A 15747-nucleotide genomic window follows, 5' to 3' on the forward strand; every position below is an offset into this window, starting at 1 on the left:
TGTGCGCGCAGAGGTTGAGGGGGAAGTTGAAGGGCGCGATGCCCAGCACCGGGCCGCGGGGGAAGCGGCGGGTGAGGGCGAGCCGGCCGGCGCCGCCGGCGTCGGAGTCCAGGCGCTGCGCGGTGCCGCCGTTGAACCGGCGGGCCTCCTCGGCGGCCCAGCGGAAGACCGAGATGCAGCGCCCCACCTCGCCGCGGGCCCACTTCATCGGCTTGCCGTTCTCCGCCGTGATCAGCTCGGCGATCTCGTCGGCCCGCTCGGTGATGCGCCGGTGGACGTGGTCCAGGGCGGCGGCCCGTACGTAGGCGGGCGTGGCGGCGAACTCGTCGGCGACCGCGGTGGCGGCGGCCACGGCCTCCTCGACCTGGGCGTCGGTCGGGACGCTCACGGTGCCGACGTGCCGGCCGTCCCAGGGGCAGGTGACGTCGAAGGTGTCCTCGCCGGTGGCCTGACGGCCGGCGAGCCAGAACGCGTGGGTGGCAGCTTCCTTAGCAGGCACTGTGGATCCCGGCCTTCCGAAATGGTGGGGATGGTGCAATTGCTCTACGCACACCGTAGGGCGCCGCGGCTCCTCCGTTGATTGTCCGACGCGGCCAGATGCAGAGGCGCCGTGCTCCGCTTTGGCAGTACGGCGGCGGGGGGCGCGACGGTCGCGGTCCCGGGCGTCGCAAGGGGTTTCCCCGATTGACCGGCACCTGCCACCACCCGACCATGGCCGCGGCGCGGCCGCGCTAGCCCATGGTCTTCAGGGCCAGCCACAGCTCCATGCGGACGTCCGGGTCGTCCAGCGAGCGGCCCAGGATCTCCTCGACCCGGCGCATCCGGTAACGCAGGGTGTGCCGGTGGACGCCCAGGTCCGCCGCCGCGGCGTCCCACTGGCCGTGCCGGGACAGCCACGCCCGCAACGAGGCGACCAGGTCGCCCCGCCCGTGCGCGTCGTGCTCGTACAGCTTCCGCAGCAGCCCGTCCGCGAAGGCCCGTACGGCGTCGTCCGCGAGCAGCGGCAGCACCGAGCCCGCGGCCACGTCCTCGTGTTCCACCAGCGCCGTGCCGCGCCGCCGGGCCACCGAGAGGGCCTGGTCGGCCTGTTTGAAGGCGACCGCCGTCGCGGGCAGTCCGGCGGGCGCCGAGACCCCGACGACCGGCGGCTCGGACTCCGGGCCCGGGTGCTCGGCCGGTTCCGCCGCCTGCGCGGCGAAGCGGGCGCAGGCGGCGACGGCCGCGCCGCCGTCGGAGGCCAGCACGATCAGCCGTTCCCCGTCGGGCACCACGAGCACCGCCTCGCCGTTCCGGGCGGCGGCCGTCTCGATCGCGTCGGCCAGGTCGTCCAGCACCGAGTGCGCCGGTCCGGGCCGGGTGTCCGGCAGTTCGCGGGCGTCCGGGGCGCCCTCCCGTACGGCCGTCGCGGGTGCGGCCGGCACGGACTGCCCGCGGACGACCGGGGTGCCGGCCTCGGTGATCGCGGCCACCGGCCGCGGCGGGCCGCCCGCCGGGCGTCGGGACCGGCGGGTGCGGCCCGCCGGTCCGCCGGCCGGCTCGGCGACGATGACCCGGATCGGGGCGTCCAGCAGACCGCCGTAGAGCGTGCCCGCGACCGCCCGGGCGTTGTTCGCCTCCCCGGAGAGCAGCATCCGCAGCACCGCGGCGCCGAGCCGCTGCTCCGCCTCCTGCAACGCCCGGGACCGTTCCGTGGTCAGGGTCAGCAGCGCGACGGCGGAGTGCACCGCGTACCGCTCGGCGGTCCCCAGCGGGGCGGCCGTGCCCACGGCGAGCACCGCCTTGGCGCGGCGCCCGGAGCCGACGGTCTGCAACTCGACCCGGTCGTCGCCGGACTCCGACTCGCTCACCACGGCGCTGGCGGGGGCGGGCCGGTCGCGCAGCCGCTCGGCGTCCGCGGCGTACCGGCCGGCGCGCCGGGCGGCCCAGGAGGGCGCGGTGGCGACCACCGCGCCGGAGGCGTCGTAGAGCGCGGCCCAGCCGTCGACGTGCGCCGCCAGCCGGCTGAGCAGGGCGGCGGGGCCCTCCAGGGAGAGCGCGGCGCCGGTGAGCTCCCGCTGGGCGTCGAACCCCGCGGTGACCGCCTGGTACTGCTCGGCCGCGATCGCCGCCGAGACCACCTTGCTGATCGCGATGAAGGGGGTGCGCCGTGGCACCTCCAGCAGCGGCAGCCCGGCCTCGCGAGCGGCCTCCACCAGGGCGTCCGGCGCCTTCTCGTAGTTCACGCCGGCGGCGAAGCCGAGGCCCACCACGCCCCGGTCCACCAGCCGCCGGACGTAGGCGCGCATCGTCTCCGCGTCCTCCGCGTCCAGCTTCAGCGCGGTGACGAGCAGCAGTTCCCCGCCGTCCAGGTAGGGCGTCGGGTCGGCCAGCTCGCTGGCGTGTGCCCAGCGCACGGGTGTGTCCAGCCGGTCCTGGCCCGCGAGCACGGAGAGCCGGAGCGCGGAGTGCTGGACCAGCGTGGCAAGAGTCGGTGGCATAACGTCCTCACCGTACAGGCGTCCACCCCATCGGGGTCATTCCCGCGGACGCCGCCCGGTTCACTCTCCGAGCCGCGTCAGCACCGGCGGTGTCCGTTCGCCGCGCACCGTGGTCAGCGACAGCACGGCGTGACCGGCCGGCAACTCGTTGGCCAGGTCCGACGCGGACCAGCGCTCCCGCCGGACGGTGCGCACGGTCACCGACTCGGCGGTCACATGGCGGCCCGTCGCCAGCCGCCGCACGGCGTGCATGACCCGGGTGAACGGCTCGTCCGAGACGAGCTGCCGGTTGGTGACGTCGCGGATCTCGACCCACTCGGTGCCCCACACCTCCGCGAAGTGCTCCGCGTCCCAGGGCGTCACCCCGGCGCAGACCATGCGGCAGCCCACCGCGCCCAGCAGCGCCCCGCGGAGCCCCTCGGGCACCTCGTCCAGCGCCCGGAGCGTCAGCAGCACGCCGGCGTGCCCGGACCGCAGCCGCTGGAGGCCGCGCAGCGCCTGGGGGGTGATCGTCTGCGCCGCGTCGTCCAGCACCAGGGCGGCGAAGAGCGACTGGTCCTCGCGGGCCAGGGCGCAGTCGGTGAACTGCGCCAGCACCAGCCGGGCCAGGATGCGCGACGCCTCCGCGTGCCCGCGCTCCGGGAGGTCGATGCGGACCCGCAGCGGGTGTTCCAGGGCGCGCAGCGAGAACGGGCGGTGCGCGGGGCCGCGGGCCGGGTCCGCGGACCGGGCGCCCTCCGGGACGAAGAAGTCGGCGAAGGCGGGCCGGTCCAGCAGCGCGATGCGGTCCGCCAGCAGTGAGCCGACCTCTCCCGGGCGGCCGAGCTGCCGTGCGTACGCGTCCAGTTCGCGGAGCTGGCCGCGCTCTCCCGCCTCCTCCAGCGCGTCGCGCAGCGCAGCGACCGCCGGCTCGGCACCGTCCAGCAGCTCGCGCAGCTCCGGCACCTCCGGGAAGCGCCCGTGCACGGCCTGGAACGGCCCGGTGATCTGGGCGAGCGCCGTCGCGGCCCGCCGGCTGTCGCCGCCGGGCAGGGCCGCGGCCAGGTCGCCCACCAGGGCCTCCGCCAGCACGGCCGCGGCCTCGTCCGGGTCCCGGGTGCCGCCGTAGAGGTCCAGGTCGTACCGGGAGTCGGGGTGTCCGGGGCGGACCACCACGTCGAAGGCGTCGTCCGGGGCCAGGCGGGCCCCCGACGCGGTGACCGCCACCACCGCCGCCTGCCCGGCCAGCGCCTGGAGGCAGAGCGACTCCACCACCGGGCGCACCAGGCGGCTGGTCTTGCCCGCGCCGGGCGGGCCCACGGCCAGCGCGGAGGTGGCGAGCAGGCCCGGGTCCAGGGCGATGCCGGCGCCGCGGTAGGGGTGCGGGTTCCGCTCGGTGTCGGCGCCCGTGCCGATGCGCACCTGGCGCAGCGTGAGATCGTGCCGGGCGGCGCGCAGCGGCAGGTCGCGGGCGCCCGAGGGGTGCACACACGCCCCCGCACCGTGCCGGCGCACCTCTTCGCCGAACGCGGGGAGCCGTCCCGGGTGACTCCGCACCGACTGCCACGCCCGGTCGATGCGCGCCTGGTCCACGTCGTTCATCCGCCCGGCACGGACCTCGGCGGCCAGCCGCTCGGCGGCCTCCGGGGCGGCGCCGCGGAGCTGCGGCCAGTCCGCGGGGTCCTCGCCCGGGGACGGCGGCCGGGGGGCCGCGGCGGCCGTCGCGGCGCGCCGGGTGCGGCGCAGCCGGGCGACCCCGCGGCGCCAGACCTCGTCCCAGTGGCCCAGGCGCCCGAAGATCCCCGCCAGGATCGCGATGACGAGGCCGTAGTAGAGCGTCATGGCCACCAGGAACGGGGTCTTGTCGCCGTCGCCGGTGCGCCAGGAGTCGGGGGTGAGGGCGAGCAGCGGCCACAGCCAGTACGAGCCGAGGTAGCCGTTCCACAGCAGGGACCACAGGAGCCAGCCGATGAGGAACGACACCACGGCGCCGCTGAGGAGCTGGCGCGCCGGGATGCGGTCCGGGTCCCGTTCCGGCAGGGGTTCGTAACCGGCCCGCCAGATGCCCGGTTCCGTCTCGGGGCGGGGAGTGCGTAGCCAGGCGGCGAGGGGCGGGGCGGACCGCGGGTCGTGGGCGGGCCTCGGGGGCGTGCCCGTTCCGTGCGGGCCGGGCGTCGCCGCGCCGTGCCCGTGGCCGGACGTCTCCGTGGCGTGCGGCGCCGGTCCATGCGTGCCCCGGCCCGGGGACGCTCCGGTCTCCGTGCCCCCGGCGCCGGGCACGGCGCGTGCGGGCGGCACCGGCGGTCGCCCCGGTGGCGGCCCGGGCGGGAGCGGCGGCGGGGTGCCGCCGTCACCGCCCGGCCCGCCGGCCTGCCGGGGCAGGCCGTGCGTGCCCCGCTCGGGACTCCCGGAGGTGCCGCCGTCCGTGTCCTGCCGGGAGGACCCCATCTCCATCGCGTGCCTCTACCCCTGATCAGCCCGCACCGTCACTGTCTGCGCCCCCAATCTAGTCCCCCGCGGCAGACGTTGGGGGGCGCCTGGGCCGGAGTGCCCGTCCCGGAGGCGGGGACGGGGCGCCCGCCGGGGCATGGCGCCGGGACGCCGGCCGTCGTGGGCACGCACGCCGCCGCGGCGGGAGTGTGCCGGGCGGCGCAAGGGGGCGTGGGTGCGCGCGGTGGCGCACATGTCCGGGGTGGCCAACACGACACCCGCACTTCTCCGCCGCGGTGCATGTCTCCGCCGTGGGCGTGCCCCTAGCCTGCGAGGGACGAGGCACACCACTTCCTCCTGAGGAGACCCCTATGACCACGATGACCGATACGCCCGGCGGCCCCTCCCTCCCGCAGGAGCGCCGCCTGGTGACCGAGGTCCCCGGGCCGAAGTCGCAGGAGCTGATGGGCCGCAAGCGGTCGACGGTGGCCGACGGCGTCGGCACCGTGATGCCGGTGTTCGCCCGGCGTGCGGGCGGCGGGGTCCTGGAGGACGTGGACGGCAACTCCTTCATCGACTTCGGCTCCGGCATCGCGGTCACCTCGGTGGGCAACAGCGCGGAGGCGGTCGTACGGCGGGCGACGGCGCAGCTCGAGAGCTTCACCCACACCTGCGCCATGGTCACTCCGTACGAGCCGTACGTGGAGGTGTGCGAGGAACTCGCCCGGCTCACCCCGGGCGACCACGCCAAGAAGTCGGCGCTCTTCAACTCCGGCGCGGAGGCCGTGGAGAACGCGGTGAAGATCGCCCGCGTGCACACCAAGCGGCAGGCGGTCGTGGTCTTCGACCACGGCTACCACGGGCGCACCAACCTGACGATGGCGCTGACCTCGAAGGACATGCCGTACAAGCACGGCTTCGGCCCCTTCGCGCCGGAGATCTACCGGGTTCCGGTCGCCTACCCCTTCCGCTGGCTGACCGGCCCGGAGAACTGTGCGGAGGAGGCGGCGGCGCAGGCGATCGACCAGATCACCAAGCAGGTCGGGGTGGACAACGTGGCGGCCGTCGTGATCGAACCGGTGCTGGGCGAGGGCGGCTTCATCGAGCCCGCGAAGGGCTTCCTGCCGCGGATCGCGGAGTTCGCGCGGGAGAACGGCATCGTCTTCGTCGCGGACGAGATCCAGTCCGGCTTCTGCCGCACCGGCCAGTGGTTCGCCTGTGAGGACGAGGGCATCGTGCCCGACCTGATCACCACCGCCAAGGGCATCGCCGGCGGGCTGCCGCTGGCCGCGGTCACCGGGCGCGCGGAGATCATGGACGCGGTGCACGCGGGCGGCCTGGGCGGCACCTACGGCGGCAACCCGGTGGCCTGCGCCGCGGCGCTGGGCTCCATCGAGACCATGCGGGAGCAGGACCTGGCGGGGCGCGCCCGGCGGATCGAGGAGGTCATGAAGCCCCGGCTGCAGAAGATGGCCGAGCAGTACCCGGTGATCGGGGAGGTGCGCGGCCGCGGCGCGATGCTCGCCATCGAGCTGGTGAAGCCCGGCACCAAGGACCCGCACCCGGAGGCGACCGCCGCCCTGGCCAAGGCCTGCCACCAGGAGGGCCTGCTGGTCCTCACCACCGGCACCTACGGCAACGTGATGCGCTTCCTGCCGCCGCTGGTGATCGGCGAGAACCTGCTGGAAGAGGGCCTGGACGTGCTCGAGGGAGCCCTTTCGCGGCTCTGACCGGGCGCCCGTGAAGAATGTGTGCGGGCACCATGCCAAGTCGGTGATCGGGCTGTCCGGCCCCGGAAGGCCTGGCGTACGGTTTCACCAGATGAAAGCCGAGTCGCTCGATTCCCGGAGCCGGCCCGGCCGTGCCCTCGCGCACACTCCTCACGGATCGGACAGTCGCTTGCCCCAGACCCCCCGGGGCGAGCGGCCACCCGGTCCGCTCGGCCACTCCGGAGCTCTTCCCCCTGTTCCGGGGTGGCCGGCCCGCCTCTCCGTACTGTGGTACGCGGGCCTGCTGCCGGTCGTGGTGCTGGCCCTGCTGGCCTGGCAGGTCGGCGCCGAAGGCCCGCTGCTCCGGGTGGACGCGACACTGCGGGACGCGTCCGCCCCGCTCTCCTCGCCCGGCGGGTCCGGCGGAGTGTCGGCCCGGCTGGCGGAGTCCGCCGCCGACCTCGGGCACGCGGCGGTCGCGTACCCGGTGCTGGCGCTCGGCGCCGCCGCGCTCTCCTGGCGCCGCCGCTCCCCCGTTCCGCTGGTCGCCGCGCTGCTCGCGGCCGGGACGGTCCCGGCCGTGGTGCTCCCGCTCAAGACGGCGTTCGCCCGGAGCGGTCCGGACGGGCTGCCGCTCGGCGACTATCCCGGCTTCTTCCCCTCCGGGCACGCGGTGACGGCGGTCGTCGCCTACGGGACGCTCGCGGTGCTGTGCGCCCGCCCCGCGGCGTACGCCGCGGCGAGCCTGCTCGGCGGGGCCGCCGGCGCCGGTCTGGTGCTCCGCGGCCACCACTGGGCGACCGACGTGGCGGCCGGCTGGGCCCTCGCCGTGCTGCTGCTGTGGGTACCGGCGGCCGTGTGCCGCCGGTCCGGCCGGTGTCTCAGCCGCAGCGGGCCCGGTCCGGAGGCCGGCCGCCGGGCGGGCGGCCCACCGGGCCGCGGCACACGGCCGCCTCGTGCAGGGCCAGCTCCAGGGTCTCCGGAGCGGTGAGCGTCCCGCTGCCGTCGGGCGGGACGGCCCAGCGCACCCCGCCGGTGACCCGCCCCGGATAGGGCACGACGATCCAGGAACCGCGCCCGGCCGCGCGTACGCCCGTGCCGAGCCAGTGCTCCGCGGTGCCGGGCGGCACGAAGAAGCCCGTACGGGAGCCGCCGAAGTCGGCGAGGACCGGGCCCGTACGGGCCAGGTGCCGGGTGAGCAGGTCCAGCGCGGGCGGCCCGAGGGAGCCGGTGACGATCAGCACGTCCCAGAGCCGGCCGGCGGGGAGCAGGGTCACCCCCAGCGGGTTCCGCTCCCACTCCTGGCGGCAGGCCTCCGGATCGGAGGCCGCCCCCGTCAGCCACTCGACGGCGCGGTGACGCCTGGCGGTGCCGTTCATGGTGTCGCCTCCTCGACCGGTGTGTGTCCGTCACCGGTCAGAGAGGATTCGGCGCCGATCCTTACACGGTTCGGTGCGCTCGCTCGTGACGTGCCCCACGGTCGGCCTCTCCCGTGACCGCCGCGCCGGACAGGCCCGAGCTGTCGAAGCCCAGCCCCGTGCGGTCCAGGGCCCGCACGCCGAGCAGCCACGGGTCGCGCCGGCCCTTCGGGCGTCGGCACGCGCCGGCGACCACCGGGTCAGGCCGATCCCGGCCCGGCGCAGGGGCTCCGGCGGGAACGGCAGCGGTCTGCTGCGGACCATCCGCAGCACGATGCGCCCGGTCCGCTCGCCGGCCAGCAGGTCCAGCATCACCTCGGCGCCGAAGCGGGTCGTCCCCACCCCGAGCCCGGTGAAGCCCGGTGCGTAGCTCACCCGGCCGCCGTGCGCGGTGCCGGAGAACGGCGAGAAGCGAGAGCAGGCGGCTCCGCGCGCCCGGAGCGGTGCGTGCGGAACCGGGCTCAGCGGTGGGCGGCGGCGTCCACCGTGTAGGGCCCGGTGGAGGGCCCGTCGTCCTGCGAGTCGTCCGATCCCAGTGTGAAGGCGAGGACGATCACCACGGAGATCAACACGGAGAGCACCGTGCCGACGATCCCCATGACGAAGCCGGCCGTCGCGAACCCGCGGCCTCCCAGCTCGCCGCGGTCCGCCTTGCGGCGCGCGGAGGCGCCCAGCCCGAGGGCGACCGGGGCGACCAGCACGGCGAGGAAGCTCCCCCAGATGGTGCTGACCAGGAACATGCCGGCGATTCCCAGCGCCAGCGCGGCGACCGACTGCCCCTGCGGGGGAGGCGGCGGCATCCAGCCGTACGGCCCCGGCACCGGCGGCCCGCCGTACCCGTACGGTCCCGGCCCCGGAACGCCCCCGGGCACGCCGGGACCTGCGGGCACGCCGTATCCGTGTCCGGGAGGCGGCACCGCGCCCCCGGGCCCCGGCCCGTACCCCTCGGCGGGCGCGCCCGGCGCCCACGGTATGCCGGGTGTCTGCGATCCGCCCGGTGCCTGCTCCTTCGCCATGTCCCCCTCCTCGTCCCCTCCGGAAACGATCGTCCCGACATGCTAGGCCGTCCCGCCGGCGGGCCGGGAGCTCCGCCCTCGGGATTCGTCGTGCGCCCGCTCCCGCCTACCATGTCCGGACCCCGAGAACCCGGAGGCTTGCGTTGTCCGATCTGACCGCCTTCATCGGCGGCCTGCCCAAGGCCGAGCTCCATGTGCACCACGTGGGCTCGGCCTCGCCCCGTATCGTGGCCGAACTGGCCGCCCGGCACCCCGACTCCCCCGTCCCGAAGGACCCGGAGGCGCTCGCGGAGTACTTCACCTTCCGCGACTTCGCCCATTTCATCGAGCTCTACCTGTCCGTGGTGGACCTGATCCGGGACGCCGAGGACGTCCGGCTGCTGACCTACGAGGTCGCCCGGGAGATGGCCCGGCAGAACGTGCGGTACGCCGAGCTGACCGTCACCCCGTTCAGCTCCACCCGTCGCGGCATCCCGGACGCCGCCTTCGTCGAGGCCATCGAGGACGCCCGGCGCGGTGCCGAGAAGGAGTTCGGGGTGATGCTGCGCTGGATCTTCGACATCCCCGGCGAGGCCGGGCTGGAGGCCGCCGAGGAGACCGCGCGCATCGCCACGGACACCTCGCTCGGCGCCGACGGGCTGATCGGATTCGGGCTGGGCGGTCCGGAGATCGGCGTGCCGCGCCCGCAGTTCCAGCCGTACTTCGACCGGGCGATCGCCGCCGGGCTGCGCAGCGTCCCGCACGCCGGTGAGACCACCGGTCCCGGTACCGTCTGGGACGCGCTGCACACGCTACGGGCCGAGCGCATCGGGCACGGCACCAGCTCGGTGCAGGACCCGGAGCTGCTGGCGTACCTGGCCGAGCACCGGATCCCGCTGGAGGTCTGCCCGACCTCCAACATCGCGACCCGGGCGGTCGAGGTGCTGGACGACCACCCGGTGCGGCAGATGGTCGACGCCGGGGTGCTGGTCACCGTCAACAGCGACGATCCGCCGATGTTCGGCACCGACCTCAACACCGAGTACGCGATCGTGGCCCGCCTGCTAGACCTCGACGAGGCGGGGGTGGCCGCGCTGGCCAGGAACGCCGTGCAGGCCTCGTTCCTCGACACCGCGGCCAAGGCCCGGCTCACCGGGGAGATCGACGCCTACCTGGCGGCATGGCCGCACGGCGCGTAACGGCCGTCGCGCACCGGGGAATGCCCTACCGCGCGCGGGAGAACACCCTGCCCGCGCTGCGCGCGGCGGTCGCCGCGGGCGCGGACGCCGTCGAGGTGGACGTGCGGCTGACCCGGGACGGCGCGCCGGTGGTGCTGCACGACCGCACGCTGGAGCGGCTGTGGGGCGTGGACGTCGCGCTGGCCGGTGTGACGGCGGCGGAGCTGGTGACGCGGACGGGCGGCGGGGTCCCCTCGCTGCCCGCCGCGCTGGCCGAGCTGCGGCCGGTCCGTACGCTGATCGACCTGCCCGACCCGGCGGCCGTGCCGGCCACGGTGCGGACGGTCCGGGAGTGCGCGGCGGCCGACCGCGTCTACTACTGCGGCGGGCCCGCCGCGATGCGGCTGGTGCGCCGTGCCGACCCGGCCGCCGAGATCGCGCTCACCTGGCACCGCGCGGCACCCGTACGGCCGTCCCTGCTGGCGGACGTCCGCCCGCGGTGGCTGAACCTGCGGTTCGGGCTGGTCCGCGCGGAGCTGGTCGCGCGGTGCCGGGCGGACGGCCTGCTGGTGTCCGCGTGGACCGCGGACACCCGGCGCACCATGCGCCGGCTGCTGCACGCCGGTGTCGACGCGGTCACCACCAACCGTTTGGAGGTTCTCACGGCGCTGCGCGACGGCCCGGAGGGGGCCCGGCCCGCCGCTGCGCGCCTCGGCTGAGGGCCGTGGGCGCTGCCGGACCCGGGCGGGCCGGGGCCGTACGGGCAGGGGTCAGGACTGGTACGGGTTCTGCGGCCCCTGGGGGCCGCCCTGCTGCCCGCCGGCGAAGGGGTTGCCCTGCTGCGGCTGCGCCGGGTGCTGCGGTGCGGGCTGCTGTCCCTGCGGTGCCCCGCCCCGGGCCAGCAGTCCCTCGGCGTTCTCCTTGGAGAGGTCGCTCTGCGCCCCGCAGAAGGTGCACTGCATGGAGTGCTTGGCCGGGGCTATCGGGAAGAGCGGCACGAAGAAGAGCGAGAACCTGGTGACCCGCTTGCGGAGCGCGTGCGCGGCCGGGTTGCCGCAGAAGCCGCAGAGCAGGTTGACGATGGCGAGCTGGTAGGTCTTGCTCGACGTACCGAAGATGATCACGGCGGGCGCCTTCCGGGAGTGCGGCGGTCGGTGACGGTCGTGCGGACGGGTGACCGGCCGCGCCCACAGCCAACCACCCCCGGTGCGCGGCCCGTCAAGGGCCCCCGGCCCGCCCCCGTCCGGGCGGCCGGGGGCCCTGGGCCGAGTTCCGCATGTCCGTGAGCGTCGCGCTCGGCGGGCGGCTCCGTTCCCCGGGCCCCGGCAGCCGTCCGCCCGGGCCCCGTACGGACGGGACCCGGGCGGACGGCGCGCGGCCCGCGACGCGGGGCGGGCGGCTCAGAGCGCGGTCATCACGTGCTTGACCCGCGTGTAGTCGTCGAAGCCGTACGCGGACAGGTCCTTGCCGTACCCGGACTTCTTGAAGCCGCCGTGCGGCATCTCGGCGACCAGCGGGATGTGCGTGTTGATCCAGACGCAGCCGAAGTCCAGCGCCTTGGACATCCGCATGGCCCGCGCGTGGTCCTTGGTCCACACCGAGGACGCCAGCGCGTACTCGACGTCGTTGGACCAGCGGACCGCCTCCTCCTCGCTGGAGAAGGACTGCACGGTGATCACCGGGCCGAAGACCTCGTTCTGCACGATCTCGTCGTCCTGCTTGAGGCCGGAGACCACGGTCGGCGCGTAGAAGTAGCCCTGCTCGCCGACGCGCTCGCCGCCCGACTCGACCTTGGCGTGCGCCGGGAGGCGATCGATGAAGCCGCTGACCTTCTCCAGGTGGGAGGCGCTGTTCAGCGGGCCGTAGAAGCAGTCCGGGTGGGCGGGGTCGCCGGTGCGGACCTCGGCCGCGGCCTTGGCCAGCGCGGTGACGAACTCGTCGTGGACGGACTCGTGCACCAGCACCCGGGTGGCGGCCGTGCAGTCCTGGCCGGCGTTGAAGAAGCCGCCGTCCCGGATGCCCTCGACGGCCGTGGGGATGTCGGCGTCCTCGAAGACCACCACCGGCGCCTTGCCGCCCAGCTCCAGATGGACGCGCTTGAGGTCCTTCGCGGCGCTGCCCGCGACCTCCGTCCCGGCGCGGACGGACCCGGTGATCGAGGCCATCGCGGGGACGGGGTGCTCGACCATCAGCCGGCCGGTGTCCCGGTCGCCGCAGACGACGTTGAAGATCCCGCGCGGCAGGCCCAGCTCGGACAGAACGCCGCCGATGACCTCCGCCAGGAAGACGGTGGAGGCGGGCGTGGTGTCCGAGGGCTTGAGCACCACGGTGTTGCCCGCGGCCAGAGCGGGGGCGAACTTCCACACGGCCATCATCATCGGGTAGTTCCACGGCGCGACCTGGGCGCAGACCCCGATCGGCTCACGGCGTACGAAGGAGGTCAGGCCCTCCATGTACTCGCCGGCGGACTTGCCCTCCAGCATCCGGGCGGCACCGGCGAAGAAGCGGATCTGGTCGAGCATCATCGGCAGCTCCTCCTGCCGGGTCAGCTCGAGCGGCTTGCCGGTGTTCTCGCACTCGGCGGCCAGCAGCTCGTCCTGCCGGGCCTCCAGCACGTCGGCGATCTTCAGGATCGCCTTCTGGCGGGTCGCGGGAGTCGCGTCCCGCCAGGCCGGGAAGGCGTCCTCGGCCGCGGCCATGGCGGCATCGACGTCGGCGGCCGCGGAGAGCGGCGCGGTCGCGTACGCCTTGCCGGTGGCCGGGTCGATCACCTCGGTGGTCCGCCCGTCGGCGGCGTCCCGGAACTCGCCGTCGATGTAATTGCGCAGTCGACGCAGCTCGGCGGTCACTTCGCACCCCTCCAGTCAGTTCGTGTCCAATGGGTGAGACCGACTCCCAGCCTAACCAGGCGGCTGACGGTTTCGATACACCCGCCACTCCGGACCTTCGAAATCAGTGTTGAAAGAACATCAAGACAACGAAATACATCGCCTCGGGGTTGCCAGACGGTCGAGACCTCGTGCAGAGTGAGCCTGTGGCTCGTGACTCGAAGAACGCAAACGGCACACCGGCGATCGACGCCGTCTCCCTGGCCATCATCGAACAGCTCCAGGAGGACGGCCGCCGCCCCTACGGCGCGATCGGCAAGGCGGTCGGCCTCTCCGAGGCCGCGGTGCGGCAGCGCGTACAGAAGCTGCTGGACCAGGGCGTGATGCAGATCGTCGCCGTCACCGATCCGCTCACCGTCGGCTTCCTGCGCCAGGCGATGGTCGGCATCCGGGTGGACGGCGACGTGGAGCCGGTGGCCGACGCGCTCTCCGAGATCGAGGAGGTCGGCCACGTGGTGGTGACCGCGGGTTCCTTCGACCTCCTGGTGGAGATCGTCTGCGAGGACGACGAGCACCTCCTCGAGATGATCACCAAGCGCGTCCGCTCGCTGCCGGGCGTGCGCTCCACCGAGAGCTTCGTCTACCTCAAGCTGCGCAAGCAGTACGCACGGGGAACCCGGCAGCCGTGAGCACCACCCTTTCGCAGACCGCCCACGACCACCTGTGGATGCACTTCACCCGCATGACCGGCCTACCCGGGAGGCCCCTTTCGAGCCGCTGGTCCCCGGCGCGCACAGGGTGCCGGACACCAGCATCTACCGGGCACCGCTGCACGGCGACGACCCGGAGGCCTGCGGGCGCTGGGTCGCCGACCAGATCGAGCAGCAGATCCTCTTCGAGGGCCCGGAGACCGTGCTGACGGAGGCGTGGACCAGGCTGTGACGCCCCCGCCGGTGGCGGCTCCCGGGCGGGAGCCGCCACCCGCCGCCTCCCGCTCCCACACTCCGCGCCACGCTCAGCGCCAGCCCAGCGCGAACCACAGCTCCATCCGCACGTCCGGATCGGACAGGTCCTCCCCCAGCAGCCCCGCCGCGCGGGCGACGCGCTGCCGGACGGTGTTGCGGTGCACCTCCAGCGCCACGGCCGTACGGTCCCAGCTCCCGTGCAGCGAGAGCCACATGCGCAGGGTCTCCACCAGCTCCGGCCGGTCCGCCAGCGGGGCCAGCCGGACCCTGGCCAGGGCTCGCGCCTGCTCGGGGTCGACCAGCGAGGCCACACCCTCGGCAGGGCGCCCGCGGACCACCGCCCGGCGCTCCGCCCGTGCCCGGCGCAGGGCCCGTGCGGCCTCCGCGTCCCCCCGGGCCAGCTCCTCCGGCGGCACCGCGGTCCCCGCGCCGAGCGTCCAGCCCGGGCAGGGCTCCGGCCGGGCCCGGCCCGGAAGCAGCGCCCGGAAGCCGTCCCCGTCCAGATCGATCAGCGCGGTGCCGAGCGCGGCCCCCAGCGCTGACCGCTCCCAGCGCCCGTCCTGCCGTGGCGCGCCGGCGCGACGCCGCCCGTGCACCACGGTCCAGTACGTCTCCGGCGCGCCCTCCGCCGCGTCGTGCGCCGTTCCCTCACCGGCGGACCGCGCGCCGGCGGCGCCCTCGCCGGTACGGCCCCCGGCGTCCTCGCCCGCGCCCACCGGCCCCGCCAGCAGGTCCGCCACCTCGCCGGGCCCGGCACCGAGCAGCAGCCGCACCAGAGCGGCCGAGCGGTCCGCCTCCGCGCCGGCCGGTCCCTCCGCGGCGAGCAGCGAGAGCAGCGCCACCGCGACCGAGCAGAGCGGCCCGGCCGCGAAGTCGTCCGGGGCGCCCCGGCCGCCGGGCACGCACACGCCCAGGGCGAGCCGGCGGGCCCCGCCGGGCGCCGGTGCGCTGAGCGCGTAGGCCGTCAGCCGCCACTCCCCCGCCGCCCCGGACGCCGAGGACGGCGCGGGGCGCAGCGCGGCCGCCAGCCGTGCCAGCTCCGCGCGGGCACCGTCGCCGGGCTCCTCACCGGCCGAGGCCAGCTCGGCGCCGTCCGGCCCGGAGAGCACCGCCAGACCGCCGAGGTGCCGGGCGAGCCGGGCCAGCACGGCGGGCACCGGATGCGGCCTGGCCGCCGCCGCGGCCAGGCTCTGCTGGGCCGCGGCGAGCTCGCGCAGCGCGCGGTGGCGGCGCTCGGCGGCCGCCTGCCACTGGGCGCGCGCCACCGCGGTGAACGGCGTGCGGCGCGGCACCTCCAGCAGCGGCAGTCCGTGCCGGTCACAGGCCCGCACCAGGGCCGGCGGCACGGTCCGGTGCACCGGCGCGATCCCGAAGCCGAGCGCCGCCGCGCCCGCCTGCACCGTACGGGCCACATAGGCGTCCCAGGCAGCCGTCTCCCCGGCGTCGTCCCCGGTATCGCCCGCGGCGTCTTCCCCGGCTCCCGGCCCGGCGCCGGTGCCCTCCGCGGCCTCCGGACGGTGCACCCCCGCGCTGAGGAGCAGTTCGCCCCCGAGCAGGTAGGGCACCGGATCCGCCATCTCGCTGGTGTGCACGGCGTGCACCGGGACGTCCGGGTCACGGGGCCCGGCGAGCTGGCGCAGACCCAGTCCCGCGTCCTCCAGCAGGACGCGCAGCGGCACCGGGACGCTCGGGGGCAGAACCCCCGGTCCGGCGGGGACCTGCACGGCGACCCGCCTCCCTCCTGTGGATGTTCTGCACACTCCCACTC

At 75.5% G+C, this 15747-nt stretch carries 13 protein-coding genes and 2 pseudogenes; 6 read left to right on the plus strand and 9 right to left on the minus strand.

What is annotated here, in order from left to right:
• The 3 genes from HOY81_RS09135 to HOY81_RS09145 form a co-directional block, all read right to left on the minus strand.
• On the minus strand, positions 1–499 hold a 499-nt coding region (locus HOY81_RS09135; RefSeq protein WP_237319753.1), incomplete at its 3' end, for an aldehyde dehydrogenase family protein.
• 232 nt (positions 500–731) lie between these two features.
• The gene (locus HOY81_RS09140) at positions 732–2477 is read right to left on the minus strand and encodes a PucR family transcriptional regulator (RefSeq protein WP_237319754.1); all 1746 of its coding nucleotides are present in this window, start codon (positions 2475–2477) and stop codon (positions 732–734) included.
• 60 nt (positions 2478–2537) lie between these two features.
• Positions 2538–4910 (minus strand): ATP-binding protein, encoded by a 2373-nt coding sequence (locus HOY81_RS09145; RefSeq protein ID WP_237319755.1) that lies wholly within the window; start codon positions 4908–4910, stop codon positions 2538–2540.
• 347 nt (positions 4911–5257) lie between these two features.
• On the opposite strand from HOY81_RS09145, the gene gabT reads away from it, so the two are divergent.
• On the plus strand, positions 5258–6616 hold the full coding sequence (gabT, locus tag HOY81_RS09150) for a 4-aminobutyrate--2-oxoglutarate transaminase (RefSeq protein ID WP_237319756.1): 1359 nt from the start codon (positions 5258–5260) through the stop codon (positions 6614–6616).
• Between the two features lie 169 nt (positions 6617–6785).
• A complete protein-coding gene (locus HOY81_RS09155; protein WP_237319757.1) occupies positions 6786–7586 on the plus strand; it encodes a phosphatase PAP2 family protein in 801 nt (266 codons plus the stop codon).
• Here the strand turns inward: HOY81_RS09155 and HOY81_RS09160 are convergent.
• From HOY81_RS09160 to HOY81_RS09170, 3 genes and pseudogenes are all read right to left on the minus strand, one after another.
• Complete coding sequence (locus HOY81_RS09160) at positions 7477–7974, minus strand: bifunctional DNA primase/polymerase (protein ID WP_237319758.1); 498 nt, start codon at positions 7972–7974, stop codon at positions 7477–7479. The genes HOY81_RS09155 and HOY81_RS09160 overlap by 110 nt on opposite strands.
• 139 nt (positions 7975–8113) lie before the next feature.
• Positions 8114–8433: pseudogene (locus HOY81_RS09165) on the minus strand (FAD-dependent oxidoreductase); the annotation flags it as partial.
• A gap of 41 nt (positions 8434–8474) precedes the next feature.
• On the minus strand, positions 8475–9029 hold the full coding sequence (locus tag HOY81_RS09170; protein ID WP_237319759.1) for a DUF4190 domain-containing protein: 555 nt from the start codon (positions 9027–9029) through the stop codon (positions 8475–8477).
• 143 nt (positions 9030–9172) lie between these two features.
• On the opposite strand from HOY81_RS09170, the gene HOY81_RS09175 reads away from it, so the two are divergent.
• Together HOY81_RS09175 and HOY81_RS09180 are read left to right on the plus strand one after the other, a co-directional pair.
• Positions 9173–10207, plus strand: coding sequence for an adenosine deaminase (locus tag HOY81_RS09175; protein WP_237319760.1), 1035 nt, complete (start codon positions 9173–9175; stop codon positions 10205–10207).
• On the plus strand, positions 10189–10905 hold the full coding sequence (locus tag HOY81_RS09180; protein WP_237319761.1) for a glycerophosphodiester phosphodiesterase: 717 nt from the start codon (positions 10189–10191) through the stop codon (positions 10903–10905). Before HOY81_RS09175 ends, HOY81_RS09180 begins: the two co-directional genes overlap by 19 nt.
• 51 nt (positions 10906–10956) lie before the next feature.
• On the opposite strand, the gene HOY81_RS09185 is transcribed toward HOY81_RS09180, so the two are convergent.
• Entirely contained in the window at positions 10957–11310 is a 354-nt protein-coding gene (locus HOY81_RS09185) for a zinc-ribbon domain-containing protein (RefSeq protein ID WP_237319762.1), read from the minus strand.
• Positions 11311–11586: 276 nt separating this feature from the next.
• Positions 11587–13035: a gamma-aminobutyraldehyde dehydrogenase gene (locus HOY81_RS09190; RefSeq protein WP_237319763.1), complete on the minus strand. Its 1449-nt coding sequence runs from the start codon at positions 13033–13035 to the stop codon at positions 11587–11589.
• Between the two features lie 185 nt (positions 13036–13220).
• Here HOY81_RS09190 and HOY81_RS09195 point away from each other — a divergent pair, with 185 nt between their 5' ends.
• Both HOY81_RS09195 and HOY81_RS09200 read left to right on the plus strand, forming a co-directional pair.
• Positions 13221–13703, plus strand: a complete 483-nt coding sequence (locus HOY81_RS09195) for an Lrp/AsnC family transcriptional regulator (RefSeq protein WP_237319764.1) — start codon at positions 13221–13223, stop codon at positions 13701–13703.
• 70 nt (positions 13704–13773) lie between these two features.
• A pseudogene (locus HOY81_RS09200) lies at positions 13774–13929 on the plus strand (aspartate aminotransferase family protein); the annotation flags it as partial.
• Between the two features lie 100 nt (positions 13930–14029).
• On the opposite strand, the gene HOY81_RS09205 reads toward HOY81_RS09200, so the two are convergent.
• Positions 14030–15703, minus strand: coding sequence for a PucR family transcriptional regulator (locus tag HOY81_RS09205; RefSeq protein WP_237319765.1), 1674 nt, complete (start codon positions 15701–15703; stop codon positions 14030–14032).
• Positions 15704–15747 lie beyond the last annotated feature (44 nt).

It is taken from the genome of Streptomyces sp. JJ36, assembly GCF_021696945.1.
In the GTDB taxonomy this organism is placed as follows: Bacteria; Actinomycetota; Actinomycetes; order Streptomycetales; family Streptomycetaceae; genus Streptomyces.

What these genes read in the sequence shown, in the direction of transcription:
- HOY81_RS09140 (WP_237319754.1), bottom strand. Translation starts at nt 2,477, where the DNA reads ATGCCACCGACTCTTGCCACGCTGGTCCAGCACTCCGCGCTCCGGCTC.
- HOY81_RS09145 (WP_237319755.1), bottom strand. Translation starts at nt 4,910, where the DNA reads ATGGAGATGGGGTCCTCCCGGCAGGACACGGACGGCGGCACCTCCGGG.
- gabT (WP_237319756.1), top strand. Translation starts at nt 5,258, where the DNA reads ATGACCACGATGACCGATACGCCCGGCGGCCCCTCCCTCCCGCAGGAG.
- HOY81_RS09160 (WP_237319758.1), bottom strand. Translation starts at nt 7,974, where the DNA reads ATGAACGGCACCGCCAGGCGTCACCGCGCCGTCGAGTGGCTGACGGGG.
- HOY81_RS09170 (WP_237319759.1), bottom strand. Translation starts at nt 9,029, where the DNA reads ATGGCGAAGGAGCAGGCACCGGGCGGATCGCAGACACCCGGCATACCG.
- HOY81_RS09180 (WP_237319761.1), top strand. Translation starts at nt 10,189, where the DNA reads ATGGCCGCACGGCGCGTAACGGCCGTCGCGCACCGGGGAATGCCCTAC.